A 13,175-nucleotide genomic window follows, 5' to 3' on the forward strand; every position below is an offset into this window, starting at 1 on the left:
ACAGGTCCGCGATCCGGCTCTGGCTTGCCCTCTCCCGGGCCTGGCATCGTCGAAGGCACACGCACCGTGACCGCCGGGACCGCCCCGGTGACCGGCGCGCACCGACGAGGGGGCGAACACGATGACGGTCACCGACCAGCTCGCCAGACACCGCCGCGACCTGGGCGCGTGGGGCGAGGACATGGCTCTCCGGTACCTGCAGGAACGCGGGCTGGTCCTGCTGGCCCGCAACTGGCGCTGCCGCGAAGGCGAGCTGGACCTGGTCTTCACCGACCGCACCGGCGTGGTCTTCTGCGAGGTGAAAACCCGCACGAGCACCGAGTTCGGCCTGCCATCCGAGACGGTGACGGAGGAGAAAGCCGGCCGGGTCCGCCGCGCCGCCCAGCGCTGGCTGCGCGAGTTCCGCATCGGCTGGTGCCCCGTCCGCTACGACGTCGTGACGATCCTCGCGGAGCCCGGAAAGCCCCCGCAGCTGCAGCACATCGAGGCGGCGTTCTGATGCCCATCGCAAAGGCATGGTCGGTGGCGTTGCTCGGCATCGACGGCCGGGTGATCGAAATCGAGGCCGATCTCGGCGGCGGCCTCAGCCGCGTCACCCTCGTCGGCCTGCCCGACGCGGGGCTGCGCGAGGCCAAGGACCGCGTCCGCTCCGCCGTCCGCAATTCCGGCCAGCCCTGGCCGGAGGGAAAGGTGACCCTCGGCCTGTCCCCGGCGAACCTGCCGAAGGTCGGCTCGGCCTACGACCTCGGCATCGCCGCCGCGGTGCTCGCCGCGACCGGCGCGGTCCCGGCGACGCGGCTGATCGGCACGGTCCTGCTCGGCGAACTCGCCCTCGACGGCCGTGTCCGTCCCGTCCGCGGGATCCTGCCCGGCCTCCTCGCGGCCCGCACGGCCGGCTACGCACGAGCCGTCGTTCCCGCGGACTCGCTCGTCGAGGCGGCGCTGGTCAACGGCATCGACGTCGCCGGTGCCCCGCACCTGCGCGATCTCCTGGCGTGGCTGAAGAACGAAGCCGCCCTCGTGGCCCCGAAACCACCGGAGCCCGCCACCACACCACCGGTGCCCGACCTCGCCGACGTCGTCGGCCAGCCGGAAGCGCGCTGGGCCCTGGAAGTCGCGGCCGCCGGCGGGCACCACCTGCTGTTCACCGGGCCACCCGGCGTCGGCAAGACCATGCTCGCCCGCCGGCTGCCCGGCCTGCTGCCAAGCCTGTCTCCCGAGGAATCCCTTGAGGTCACGGCAGTGCACTCCGTCGACGGCTCGCTGTCGAAGTCCTCACCGCTGGTCACGGTTCCGCCGTTCGTCGCCCCGCACCACTCGATCTCGATCGCGGCCCTGATCGGCGGTGGCAGCGGGCTCGCCTCCCCGGGGGCGATCAGCCGTGCCCACCGCGGTGTCCTGTTCCTCGACGAGGTCTGCGAGTTCGGCGGCCAGCGTCTCGAGTCACTGCGGACGGTGCTCGAAGAAGGCGAGGTACGCATCGCCAGGGTCAAGGGCTCGATCACCTACCCCGCACGGTTCCAGCTCGTCCTGGCCACCAATCCCTGTCCGTGCGCCCCACCGAAGGACGCCGACTGCGTGTGCTCGCCGACGGCCCGCCGCCGCTATCTCGGCAGGCTTTCGGGTCCGCTGCTGGACCGCGTCGACCTTCGGGTCCGCCTGCGCCCGTTGAGCGCGCTCAGCGCACACGACACGGGAACGGCGGAGCGGACCGAAACCGTGCGTGCCCGCGTTCTCGAAGCCCGCGAACGGGCCACGCGGCGCTGGCAGGAGCACGGCTGGCGCTCGAACTCGGAAGTGCCCGGCCCGGCGTTGCGCCGCCAGTTCGGGCTGCCCGCGGATGCCACGGTGCTGCTGGACCGGGCACTGGAGCGGGGCGTCCTGAGTGGCCGCGGCGCCGATCGCTGCCTGCGTATCGCGTGGACACTGGCCGACCTGGACGGTGAACCCCGTCCCGGTGCCGAACAGGTCGGCGCCGCTCTCGCCTTCCGTGAGCGGGTGGCGGCATGAGCGCCGACGAGCTGCGGCGGGCGCGGGCCTACCTGCTGCGCGTGGCCGAACCTCCGGCGCCCGCCCTGGTCGCCTTCGTGGCCGAGCACGGGCCAATCGACGCCGCCGGGCGGGTGCGTTGCGGCGACTGTCCGCCTGAGGTCCTGAAAGTCACCGAAGCCCGGCGGGAGTACGACCTGGTCAGTCAGGACTTCGCCCGGGCCGCCGAGGCGGGCGCCCGGCTGGTCGTGCCCGAGGACGACGAATGGCCCGCCTGGCCACTGCTGGCCCTGGAGCAGGCGGCCCGGCGCGGGGTGGCCGAGGCCGTCCCTCCGCTGGCGTTGTGGGTCTCCGGCGAGGTCACGCTCGGCACCGCCGCCGATCGCGCCGTCGCCGTCGTCGGTGCGCGTGCGGCCACCGAATACGGCGAGCACCACGCCGCCGAGTTCGCCTACGGGCTGGCCGGCCGGAACGTGCCGGTGTTCTCGGGTGCGGCCTACGGCATCGACGGCGCGGCACACCGCGGTGCCCTCGCGGCCGACGGCGTGACCGTCGCGGTGCTGGGCTGCGCTGTCGACGCCGGCTACCCGGCCGGGCACGTCGGCCTGCTGAACCGGATCGTCCGTTCCGGTGGTGCGGTCGTCAGCGAATACCCGCCGGGCACCCCGCCGGCCCGGCACCGGTTCCTCGTCCGCAACCGGCTCATCGCCGCCCTCACCGAGGGCACGCTGGTGGTCGAAGCGGGACGGCGCAGCGGGGCCCGCAACACCGCGAGCACCGCCGGCGCCCTCGGCAAGGTGGTCATGGCGCTGCCTGGGCCGGTCTCGTCCGGGATGTCCGTCGGCTGCCACCAGCTGATCCGTGACGCCCGGGCGACGCTGGTCTCGACAGTCGACGAGGTGCTCGAGACCGTCGGCCGCTTCGGCATCGCCGAGGACCCCGCCCGGCCGAAGCGGCCGACGGACCGGCTGGGTGCCGAGGCGCTGCGGGCCTACGAGGCACTGGCCGTGCGCGCCGACCGGTCCGACGCCGAGATCGCGGCCGAATCCGGCCTCCCGCTGCGGAAGGTGCGGGCGCTGCTGCCGGCGTTGGAAATCGACGGATTCGCCGTCCGCGGCGAGGCAGGTTGGCGACGACGGAAGGAAAGCGCGTGAACATCACGAAATCCCGGCGAAATCGTCGATGGTGTTCGGCCGGTCCGGTGGGCCCGCGTGGCGATCCTTGACCGGCGGCGGTTGTTCGCGCAGCGTGACATCCATGCCGTCACCACGCTCCGGCCGGGCCCGCCGTCCCGATCTGCGCGCGCTCCGGGCTTCGCTGCCCGAGCCCGTCCAGGCCGTCGTCGCCGGGTACGAACGGCACCTCGGGTTCGAGCGGGGACTGTCCACGCACACCGTCCGCGCGTATGTCGGTGACGCGGTGTCGCTGCTCGGGTTCGTCGTCGACGGCGGGGCAGAGGTCGCCGAGCTCGACCTCGCGCGGCTGCGTGCGTGGCTCGCGGCGCAGCAGTCCGCCGGGGCGAGCCGGACGACGCTGGCCCGGCGGGTCGCTTCGGCCCGGACGTTCACCTCCTGGGCACTCCGCACGGGGCTCATCCCGAGGGATCCGGGCGGCCGGCTGAGCGCCCCGCGGGCGCACCGCCCCCTGCCCGGGGTGCTGCGGGTCGCGCAGGCGGAGGACGTCATGCAGGCGTCGGCGGCCGGAGCGGCGCAGCGCGATCCGGTCGCGCTGCGTGATCGCGCGATGGTCGAGCTGCTCTACGCCACCGGCATCCGGGTGTCCGAGCTGTGCGGGCTGGACGTCGGCGGGGCCGATTTCTCCCGTCGTGTCGTGACGGTGCTCGGCAAGGGCGGCAAGGAGCGGGTCGTCCCGTTCGGCGTGCCGGCGGCGGAAGCACTGACCGACTGGATCGAGGAGGGACGCCCGAAGATCGTCGCCGAATCCGGAGGTGACGGCACCGAATCCGCACTTTTCCTCGGTGTCCGGGGCAAACGCGTCGATCCGCGGACGGTGCGGCGCGTGGTCCACGACGCCGTTTCGGCAGTGCCCGGAGCGGCCGACATGGGGCCGCACGGCCTGCGGCATTCGGCCGCGACGCATCTGCTCGAAGGCGGCGCCGACCTCAGGAGCGTTCAGGAACTGCTTGGTCACGCTACGCTTGCCACGACGCAGCTCTACACTCATGTGACCGTCGACCGGTTGAAAGCGATCCATGACCGAGCGCACCCGCGGGCCTGAGGGGGCCGGGGAAGGCTCGCCGGGGTCGTCGCCAGCAGGTCCGGCGGCGCACGCGCATCCGCACGAGCACGGAGACGACACTGAGCAGCATGCCGAGAACGACTGTGCAATGACCGCAGGGCCGCACGTGACCGAAGCCACCGGAGTGAGCACTCACGGTGACGCTGCCGCGCCCGCGGACACCCGGGCCGGCATCGACGTCGACGCCGGGATCGCGGCGCTGTGGCAGCAGTTCGCCGACAGCCCCGATCAGGCGTCACGCGATCGGCTCGTGCTGCACTACGCCCCGCTGGTCAAGTACGTCGCGGGCCGGGTCGGCACCGGCCTGCCCACCCACGTCGACGTCGGCGACCTCGTGCAGTCGGGCATCTTCGGGCTCGTCGACGCGATCGAGAAGTTCGACCCCGAGCGCGGGCTGCGCTTCGAGACGTACGCGATGCAACGCATCCGGGGCGCGATCCTCGACGACCTGCGGTCCCAGGACTGGGTGCCGCGCGCCGTCCGCAGCAAGGCCAAGGAGGCCGAGCGCGCGCTGGAGCGGCTCGGCGCCCGCCTGCACCGCACGCCGACCGACGCGGAGCTCGCCGCCGAGCTCGGCATCGGCCTCGACGAGCTGCGCGACTTCTACGGCCAGCTGCAGCTCACCAGCGTCGTCGCGCTGGAGGACCTGGTGGCCGCGGGCAAGGACAGCGGCTCACTGGTCGACACGCTGCCCGACGACGGCGCCGTCGACCCGGTCGCGGTGCTCGTCGACCAGGACAACCGCCGCCAGCTCGCGCAGGCGATCGCGCAGCTGACCGAGCGCGACAAGATCGTCGTCAGCCTCTACTACTTCGAGAGCCTGACCCTCGCCGAGATCGGGAAGGTCCTCGGTGTCACGGAATCGCGGGTCAGCCAGCTGCACACCCGCGCGGTGATGCGGCTGCGCGCCAAGCTGGTCGAGCAGTCCGGCAGCTGATCAGCGATCACCTCCCCACGGCTTGAGCCGGTATTCGCCCACCTCGCCGACGAGGGCGAGGGGATCGACGTACTCTTCGCCCCGCCGCACGCCCCAGTGCAGGCAGGCGGCCACCGGACAGCCGGGATGCCCGGCGAGGACGATCCCGAGCACCTGGCCCCGGTAGACCTGCGCGCCCACGGACACTTTCGCCGCAACGGGCTCGTAGGTGGTGCGCAGCCCACCGTCGTGGTCGACGGAGACAACGGGCCGCCCGGCCACGGCCCCGGCAAAGACGACGACACCGGTCTCGGCGGCCAGCACATCCTGCCCGGGCACGGCGGCCAGATCGACCCCGCGATGCCCGGCACCGAAGGGCGTTTCGGGAGCGTCGAAGTACTTGGTCACCACCGGATCGGGTGAAAGCGGCCACGCCATCCGAGCTTGCCGCGCGCTCCGCGAGACGGACGCAGGGCCGGACGAGGGCGGCCACAGCGGAGTAGCGCCGAGCAAGGTCGGCGGTTGCGCACGGGCGGAGGGGAAAAGGGGCCACGGCCCGTCTGCAGACGAGCGGAGTGGCGGCCACGGCGGATCCTGCGGCCAGGTGGGCCCCGGTGCATGAGCCGACGGCTCGGGTGGCCACGGTTCGCTCGCCGACCATGTCGACCCCGGCTCGTCGGCCGTCAGCGCAATGGACCGCGCCGCATCTGACCGTGCCGTTGTCGCCCCATCCCACTCCGGTGGTGACGTTCGCCCCGGCCCTGCACCCGCCGGCGGCCCCAGACTCCCAGCCCATCCGGCAGGCATCCCCTCCCCAGCCTCCGCGGACAGCCCGCTCTCCACCCCCGCAACCACCCCTCCCACACTCACGAACACCCCGCTGACCAGGGCAATCACCATCACGAACCACCTCGGCGCCCAGCGCCGGAAACGCTTGATCGACTCCATCTCCCCAGCCTGGGACACCCAGCCGCCTCGTGGGGGGCCGTGGGCAAATCTGTGGACAACTCGAGGCGATGTGGACAACTTCGGCTCGGAGCGGCCGCCGGTGGGGGCGGGGTCGGTGGCAGGGGGTAGAATCTTCTGCGCGGTCCGCGTCAGCGGGCTGACTTCGCGTGCACGTGCGCGTTCCCCGGTCTCCAAGCACGGGCGAGTCGCACGGGGTCCGGCGGTCCCTGGGGTTCTTCACCACCCCGGGGTCCGGGCACCGGCACGGGCACCAGGGCGAACGGCCACCCGGCCGCGAGCGACAAACCGAGCAGCGCTCCGCCACCAGCGCGGCGCGCACTACACAGAAGAGGTGTGATTCCGGCAATGGCCGTCGTCACCATGAAGCAGCTGCTCGACAGCGGCGTGCACTTCGGGCACCAGACCCGCCGGTGGAACCCGAAGATGAAGCGCTACATCTTCACCGAGCGCAACGGCATCTACATCATCGACCTGCAGCAGACGCTGACCTACATCGACCGTGCGTACGAGTTCATCAAGGAAACCGTCGCGCACGGCGGCACCATCATGTTCGTCGGCACCAAGAAGCAGGCTCAGGAAGCCATCGCCAACGAGGCCGCGCGCGTGGGCATGCCCTACGTCAACCAGCGCTGGCTCGGCGGCATGCTGACCAACTTCCAGACCGTGCACAAGCGCCTCCTGCGCCTCAAGGAGCTCGAAGCCCAGGAGCAGACCGGCGGCTTCGCCGGCCTCACCAAGCGCGAGATCCTGACGCTGACGCGCGAGAAGGAAAAGCTCGAGAAGACCCTCGGCGGTATCCGCGACATGGCCAAGGTGCCGAGCGCGGTGTGGATCGTCGACACGAAGAAGGAGCACATCGCCGTCGGCGAGGCTCGGAAGCTGAACATCCCGGTCGTCGCGATCCTGGACACCAACTGCGACCCGGACGAGGTCGACTACCCGATCCCGGGCAACGACGACGCGATCCGCTCGGCCGCGCTGCTGACCAAGGTCGTCGCCGAGGCCGCGGCCGCCGGCCTGATGGCCCGCTCCAGCCGCAACGGTGCTTCCGCCGACGCGAAGCCGGAGCCGGGCGTCGCCTCCGACGAGCCGCTGGCCGAGTGGGAGAAGGAGCTGCTCGCCGGCTCCGAGACCGCCGCCGCCGACGCGACCGAGGCGGAAGCCGCGACCGAGGCCGCCACCGAGCAGGCGACCGCCTCCTCCTGATGCCCCACCGCCCGTGGGGGCGGGCCCCCCCGGCCGGCCGCCCCCCCGCGCCCCCCCCCCCCACTCCACCCCCCCCCGCGGGCGGGGCCGCCCCCGGGGGCCGCCCCCACCGGCGTAGCAACCCACAGATTTCCTGCAAAGGACGGATCCACCACAATGGCGAACTACACCGCCGCTGACGTGAAGCGCCTGCGCGAGATGACCGGCGCCGGCATGATGGACTGCAAGAAGGCGCTGGAGGAGAACGACGGCGACTTCGAGAAGGCCGTCGAGTTCCTCCGCATCAAGGGCGCCAAGGACGTCGGCAAGCGCGCCGAGCGCGCCACCGCCGAGGGCCTGGTCACCGGGGACGGCGGCGTCCTCATCGAGCTCGACTCCGAGACCGACTTCGTCGCGAAGAACGCCGACTTCCAGGCGCTCGCCGCGAAGATCGTCGAGGTCGCGAAGACCCTCAAGACCAGCGACGTCGAGGCGCTCAAGGGTGCCGAGCTCGAGGGCAAGACCGTCAACGAGGTCGTCCAGGAGCTCTCCGCCCGCATCGGCGAGAAGCTCGAGCTGCGCCGCGTGGTCTCCTTCGAGGGCCAGACCGCGACCTACCTGCACCGCCGCGGTTCCGACCTGCCGCCGGCCGTCGGCGTGCTCGTCGAGTTCACCGGTGACGACGTGGAGGCCGCCCGTGGCGCCGCCATGCAGGTCGCCGCGCTGCGCGCGAAGTACCTGACCCGCGACGAGGTGCCGGCCGAGATCGTCGAGAACGAGCGCCGCATCGCCGAGCAGACCGCCCGCGAGGAAGGCAAGCCGGAGCAGGCGCTGCCGAAGATCGTCGAGGGCAAGGTCAACGCCTACTACAAGGACAACGTCCTGCTCGAGCAGCCGTCGGTCAAGGACAACAAGAAGACCGTCAAGGCCCTGCTCGACGAGGCCGGCGTCACGCTGACCAAGTTCGCCCGCTTCGAGGTCGGCCAGGCCTGAGGCCAGGTCCGGGCGTAGGTTTCACCAGTGCCCCGTCTCCGTCCATCGGGGACGGGGCACTGTCAGGTCTGGATATGACAAAAAACGGTCGAGGGGCGTAGGAGGCGACATAGATGGGTGACCGGGTCGAAGGTGGCTACCGGCGGGTGCTGCTGAAACTGGGCGGCGAAATGTTCGGCGGTGGTTCGATCGGCGTCGATCCGGATGTCGTCCACTCGGTCGCGCAGCAGATCGCCGACGTCGCCCGCACCGGCGTCCAGGTCGCCGTCGTGATCGGCGGCGGCAACTACTTCCGGGGCGCCGAACTCTCGCAGCGCGGCATGGACCGCGACCGCGCCGACTACATGGCGATGCTCGGCACCGTGATGAACTGCCTGGCGCTGCAGGACTTCCTGGAGAAGGAGGGCCTGCCCACCCGGGTGCAGACCGCCATCACGATGGGTCAGGTCGCCGAGCCGTACATCCCGCGCCGCGCCGAGCGGCACCTGGAGAAGGGCCGCGTGGTGATCTTCGGCGCCGGGGTCGGCATGCCGTACTTCTCCACCGACACCGCGGCCGCGCAGCGGGCGCTCGAGCTGGGCTGCGAGGCCGTGCTGATGGCCAAGGCCGTCGACGGCGTCTACACCGCGGACCCGAAGAGCGACCCCACCGCCGAGATGTTCCGCGAGATCACCCACCGCGAGGTGCTGGAGCGGGACCTCAAGGTCGCCGACGCGACGGCGTTCAGCCTCTGCATGGACAACAACATGCCGATCATCGTGTTCAACCTGCTCACCGAGGGGAACATCGCCCGCGCGGTGAGTGGTGAAAGAATCGGCACGTTGGTCAGCACCCCCGCCGACGGGGTGCCGGCCTAGACCTGCTGGGATCAGCAAGCGCCACCCATCACAACAACGGGAGTGACCGTGATCGACGAGACCCTCCTCGATGCCGAGGAGAAGATGGAAAAAGCGGTGTCCGTCGCCAAGGACGAGCTGCAGTCGGTTCGCACCGGCCGGGCTTCGTCGGCGATGTTCTCGCGGATCGTCGTCGAGTACTACGGCTCGCCGACCCCGCTGAACCAGCTGGCCAGCGTGAACGTGCCGGAAGCCCGCATGGCGCTCATCAAGCCGTACGACCAGTCGCAGCTCGGCGCGATCGAGAAGGCGATCCGGGAATCCGACCTCGGGGTCAACCCGAGCAACGACGGCCAGGTCATCCGCATCGTCATCCCGCAGCTCACCGAGGAGCGGCGCAAGGAGATGGTGAAGGTCGCCAAGGGCAAGGGCGAGGACGCCCGCGTCTCGATCCGCAGTGTCCGCCGCAAGGCCAAGGACGAGCTCGACCGCATCGCCAAGGACGGCGAGGCGGGCGAGGACGAGGTCGCGCGTGCGGAGAAGGAACTGCAGAACCTGACCGACACCTACGTGCACAAGGTCGACGAGCTGGTCAAGCACAAGGAAGCCGAGCTGCTCGAGGTCTGATGGCACAGGTGAGCGAGGAACGCGAGGACCGGGTGGACGCCACCGGGACAGAACACCCGGAGGCCGTGCCCGGGACGCCGGAGCCGGCCGGGGCAGCCGCGCCGGCATCGGCGGCGGTGCCCGAGACCCCGGGCACCGGCGGGGTTCCGGCGACCGCGGAAACAGGTGCGCCGGAGGCCGTCAAGAAGGCCTCCAAGGCGGGCCGCAACCTGCCCGCGGCGATCGGGGTCGCGCTCCTGCTGGGCGCCGCGATCATCGTTTCCCTGCTCACCGTCCGCTATCTGTTCATCGGGATCATCGCGATCGCGATCGCGGTCGGCACCTTCGAGTTCGCCGGGGTGCTGCGCCGGGTCGCCGGCATCCGGGTCGCGGTGATCCCGGTGATCGTCGGCGGGCAGGCGATGATCTGGCTGGCCTGGCCGTTCGGCCGGGAGGGCGCGCTCACCGCGTTCGTCCTCACCGTGCTCGCCTCCCTGCTGTGGCGGCTGCCCGGCGGCGCGAAGGGCTACCTGCGCGACATCAGCGCGTCGACGTTCGCCGCCGCTTATCTGCCGCTGTTCGCCGCCTTCGCGGCCATGCTCGTCCCGCCGCCGGACGGCGTCGGGCGGGTCCTCACCTTCCTCATCGGTGTTGTCGCCTCGGACACCGGCGGCTACATCGCCGGGGTGCTCGGGGGCAAGCACCCGATGGCCCCGACCATCAGCCCGAAGAAGAGCTGGGAAGGCTTCGCCGGGTCAATGGTCGCCGGGATCGTCGCCGGGGCGCTGACGGTCAGCCTGATGCTGGACGGGCACGCCTGGCAGGGCGTCATCTTCGGCGCGGCGATCGTGCTCACCGCGACCCTCGGCGACCTCGTCGAGTCGCTGATCAAGCGCGACCTCGGCGTCAAGGACATGGGCACGCTGCTGCCCGGGCACGGCGGGATCATGGACCGCCTCGACTCGCTGCTGCCTTCGGCGGTCGTGTCCTGGCTGCTGCTTTCGGCGTTCGTGCCGGTCTAGTCGTCGTAGGGGTCGTCGACCTCCGCGCGGCCCCAGTCCTGCGAGACGCGGGAGTGGTCGATCACCGCGAAGACCGCCCCTTCCGGGTCGGCGAGGATCGACATCCGGCCGAACGGCGTGTCGTACGGCTGGATCACGACGGTCCCGCCGTGCATGATCGCCTCGCCCGCGACCGCGTCGACGCCGCGGGCCGGGTCGATGTCGAAGTACACCAGCCAGTGCGGCGGGGTGTCGAGGCTGTACTCCGAGCCCATCACGTACCGGTACAGCACCGGCTCGTGCTCGATGAGCCATTCGACGTAGTCCAGCGATTCGCCGTCGCCGATCTGATGGCTCGAGTAGGTGAACAGCTTGGTGTAGAAGTGATCCGCCGCGACGCCGTCGTGGGTGTTGAGGTCCGCGCCGCTGAAGGTGTTGGGGATGCCGGTGACGAACTCCCAGTCCGGCGGCACCTCCCAGAACACCACCGGCGCGCCGCACGCGTCGAAGGCGTGCATGATCGTGCCGCGGTCCGGGATCGCCATCGGGCCCAGGGTGATCCGGCCGCCGAGGTGCTCCACCCATTCGGCCGCGCTCGCGGTGTGCGGCACGGACAGGTGCGGCATCCAGCCCAGCGGCGCGCCCTGTGCGGCGCGGTAGAGGCCGCCGACCGGGACGGTGCCGAGTGTCGCGATGGCGTACCGGCCGTCGGAGGTCGCCGGATCCCGCTGAGTGGTGTACGTCCAGCCGAAGAGCGCCCCGTAGAATCTCTCCGCGACGGCCTGCTCGCGGCAGGCCAGCTCGATCCAGCACGGAATTCCGGCCGGGACCGGGGACGGGGTACTGGACGGGCCGAATGCCATGGGTGCTCCTCCCGATACCCACCGGATTCTAGGCGTGATCCGTGAGTTTTCCGCCAAGATTCTGGCGCCGGAAGATCACTTCCGGCGCCGAGAACCCGGAAGGAGCAGCGCAGGTGCGGTGGTTGCGGCGCACGGAGGTCGTGCCCAGCCCGAACATCTGGTACTACCAGGCCGACTACGAGCTGGAGAACCGGGCGCAGGACAGCGGCGGCGAGATCTGGCGCGTCCTGCGTGAAGAGGGCGACTGGGCCGGCCGCGACGTGCTCGACGTCGGCTGCGGCGACGGGTTCCATCTGCCGTACTTCGCCCGCGACGCGCGTTCCGTGCTCGGGGTCGAACCGCACCAGCCGCTGGTGCGAAGCGCGCTGAAGCGCGTCGAAGGTCTGTCGAACGTGGACGTCAAGATGGGACGCGCTCAGCGGCTGCCCGTCCGCAGCGCGAGTGTCGACGTCGTGCACGCGCGGACGGCGTACTTCTTCGGGCCCGGGTGCGAGCCGGGGCTGGCCGAGGCCGAGCGGGTGCTGCGCCCGGGCGGCGTGCTCCTGATCGTCGATCTCGACGTGACGAGCGAGCCCTACGGCCGCTGGATGCGCGCCGACCTACCGCACTACGACGCGGCGGCGGTGGAGCGGTTCTTCGCCCGCGCCGGGTTCTCCTGCCGCCGCGTCGCGACCGAATGGCGGTTCGAGACCGCGGCGGACCTCGAAGCGGTCCTGAAGATCGAGTTCAGCAAACCGGTTGCCGAACAGGCGATCGCGGAGTCCTTGCAGCGTAACGGGAATCGGGTACAGGACCTGACGTTGCCGGTGGGCTACCGCGTCCACGCGCGGGTCAAGCCCACCGGCCTCGTCCTGCCAGGTCACTCGGCGGCCTCTTCCGGTGCCGAGGACTCGTCTTCGTCCTCGCCCAGGATTCCGTAGAGCGCGCGCCGGGCGTCGTTGAGCACCTCGGCCGCGCGGGCCTGCTGGCTCTCCGTGCCCGCCCGCATGACCTGGACGACGGCCGCGGCCAGGTTCTTGCCCGCCTTGACGAGCCCGACCTCGACCGGGTCGACGTCCTGGGCGATCTGCTCCCACGGCGGGGTGCTGTCCTGCTCCTGGGCGGCGGCGCGGCCGGCGTCGGTCAGCTCGAACAGCTTCTTGCCGTGCTCGTCCTTGCTGAGGACCAGGCCTTCGTCGGCCAGCAGCTGCAGCGTCGGGTAGACCGAGCCGGGGCTGGGCCGCCAGAACCCGCCGGAGCGTTCGCCGATCTCGCGGATGATCTCGTAGCCGTGCCGGGGCTGCTCGGCGAGCAGCGCCAGGATCGCGGCGCGGACGTCACCGCGGCGGCTGCGCCGTCCGCCGTGACCGCGACGGCCCGGACCGTGGCCGCGACCGCGTCCACCGGGGCCGAAGCCCGGAGGGAACTCGCCGAAACCACCGAAGGGGCCGAAAGAAGTGCGCCCGTGCTCGTGGGCGAAGGGGTGTCGATGCCTACGCATGTCGTTGTCCTTTCTTCGAACTGTTGCGACACGTTCACGATATATCGGAAACTGTCGGCTGGCAACCCGCTGCCGGTG

At 71.3% G+C, this 13,175-nt stretch carries 14 protein-coding genes; 11 read left to right on the forward strand and 3 right to left on the reverse strand.

What is annotated here, in order from left to right; translation table 11 throughout:
* Positions 1 to 121 precede the first annotated feature (121 nt).
* The 5 genes from ABJI51_RS07015 (at position 122) to ABJI51_RS07035 (ending at position 5,185) form a co-directional block, all read left to right on the forward strand.
* Entirely contained in the window at positions 122 to 499 is a 378-nt protein-coding gene (locus tag ABJI51_RS07015) for a YraN family protein (protein ID WP_348948413.1), read from the forward strand.
* Positions 499 to 2,010: a YifB family Mg chelatase-like AAA ATPase gene (locus ABJI51_RS07020; protein WP_348948415.1), complete on the forward strand. Its 1,512-nt coding sequence runs from the start codon at positions 499 to 501 to the stop codon at positions 2,008 to 2,010. Before ABJI51_RS07015 ends, ABJI51_RS07020 begins: the two co-directional genes overlap by 1 nt.
* Entirely contained in the window at positions 2,007 to 3,143 is a 1,137-nt protein-coding gene (gene dprA, locus ABJI51_RS07025; RefSeq protein ID WP_348948417.1) for a DNA-processing protein DprA, read from the forward strand. The genes ABJI51_RS07020 and dprA overlap by 4 nt, the downstream gene beginning before the upstream one ends.
* 103 nt (positions 3,144 to 3,246) lie before the next feature.
* Entirely contained in the window at positions 3,247 to 4,227 is a 981-nt protein-coding gene (locus tag ABJI51_RS07030) for a tyrosine recombinase XerC (protein WP_348948419.1), read from the forward strand.
* Positions 4,228 to 4,336: 109 nt separating this feature from the next.
* A complete protein-coding gene (locus ABJI51_RS07035; protein ID WP_348948421.1) occupies positions 4,337 to 5,185 on the forward strand; it encodes a FliA/WhiG family RNA polymerase sigma factor in 849 nt (282 codons plus the stop codon).
* On the opposite strand, the gene ABJI51_RS07040 is transcribed toward ABJI51_RS07035, so the two are convergent.
* Positions 5,186 to 5,659, reverse strand: a complete 474-nt coding sequence (locus ABJI51_RS07040; protein WP_348948719.1) for a M23 family metallopeptidase — start codon at positions 5,657 to 5,659, stop codon at positions 5,186 to 5,188.
* Between the two features lie 819 nt (positions 5,660 to 6,478).
* Between ABJI51_RS07040 and rpsB the strand changes: the two genes are divergently transcribed.
* From rpsB to ABJI51_RS07065, 5 genes are all read left to right on the forward strand, one after another.
* Positions 6,479 to 7,339: a 30S ribosomal protein S2 gene (gene rpsB, locus ABJI51_RS07045; protein ID WP_348948423.1), complete on the forward strand. Its 861-nt coding sequence runs from the start codon at positions 6,479 to 6,481 to the stop codon at positions 7,337 to 7,339.
* Positions 7,340 to 7,495: 156 nt separating this feature from the next.
* Positions 7,496 to 8,311, forward strand: a complete 816-nt coding sequence (gene tsf, locus ABJI51_RS07050) for a translation elongation factor Ts (protein ID WP_348948425.1) — start codon at positions 7,496 to 7,498, stop codon at positions 8,309 to 8,311.
* A 113-nt stretch (positions 8,312 to 8,424) separates the two neighbouring features.
* Positions 8,425 to 9,168, forward strand: coding sequence for a UMP kinase (gene pyrH, locus ABJI51_RS07055; protein WP_072480944.1), 744 nt, complete (start codon positions 8,425 to 8,427; stop codon positions 9,166 to 9,168).
* A 48-nt stretch (positions 9,169 to 9,216) separates the two neighbouring features.
* Entirely contained in the window at positions 9,217 to 9,774 is a 558-nt protein-coding gene (frr, locus tag ABJI51_RS07060) for a ribosome recycling factor (RefSeq protein WP_348948428.1), read from the forward strand.
* Positions 9,774 to 10,775 (forward strand): phosphatidate cytidylyltransferase, encoded by a 1,002-nt coding sequence (locus ABJI51_RS07065; RefSeq protein ID WP_348948430.1) that lies wholly within the window; start codon positions 9,774 to 9,776, stop codon positions 10,773 to 10,775. Before frr ends, ABJI51_RS07065 begins: the two co-directional genes overlap by 1 nt.
* Here ABJI51_RS07065 and ABJI51_RS07070 read toward each other — a convergent pair.
* Positions 10,772 to 11,617 carry a VOC family protein gene (locus tag ABJI51_RS07070; RefSeq protein ID WP_348948432.1) on the reverse strand — a complete coding sequence of 282 codons (846 nt, stop codon included), beginning with the start codon at positions 11,615 to 11,617 and terminating at the stop codon, positions 10,772 to 10,774. The two genes, ABJI51_RS07065 and ABJI51_RS07070, sit on opposite strands and share 4 nt — an antisense overlap.
* Positions 11,618 to 11,730: 113 nt before the next feature.
* On the opposite strand from ABJI51_RS07070, the gene ABJI51_RS07075 reads away from it, so the two are divergent.
* On the forward strand, positions 11,731 to 12,537 hold the full coding sequence (locus tag ABJI51_RS07075; protein ID WP_348948433.1) for a class I SAM-dependent methyltransferase: 807 nt from the start codon (positions 11,731 to 11,733) through the stop codon (positions 12,535 to 12,537).
* On the opposite strand, the gene ABJI51_RS07080 is transcribed toward ABJI51_RS07075, so the two are convergent.
* Positions 12,477 to 13,097, reverse strand: coding sequence for a PadR family transcriptional regulator (locus ABJI51_RS07080; RefSeq protein ID WP_348948434.1), 621 nt, complete (start codon positions 13,095 to 13,097; stop codon positions 12,477 to 12,479). The genes ABJI51_RS07075 and ABJI51_RS07080 overlap by 61 nt on opposite strands.
* Positions 13,098 to 13,175 lie beyond the last annotated feature (78 nt).

The organism is Amycolatopsis melonis, from assembly GCF_040064235.1.
In the GTDB taxonomy this organism is placed as follows: domain Bacteria; phylum Actinomycetota; class Actinomycetes; order Mycobacteriales; family Pseudonocardiaceae; genus Amycolatopsis; species Amycolatopsis melonis.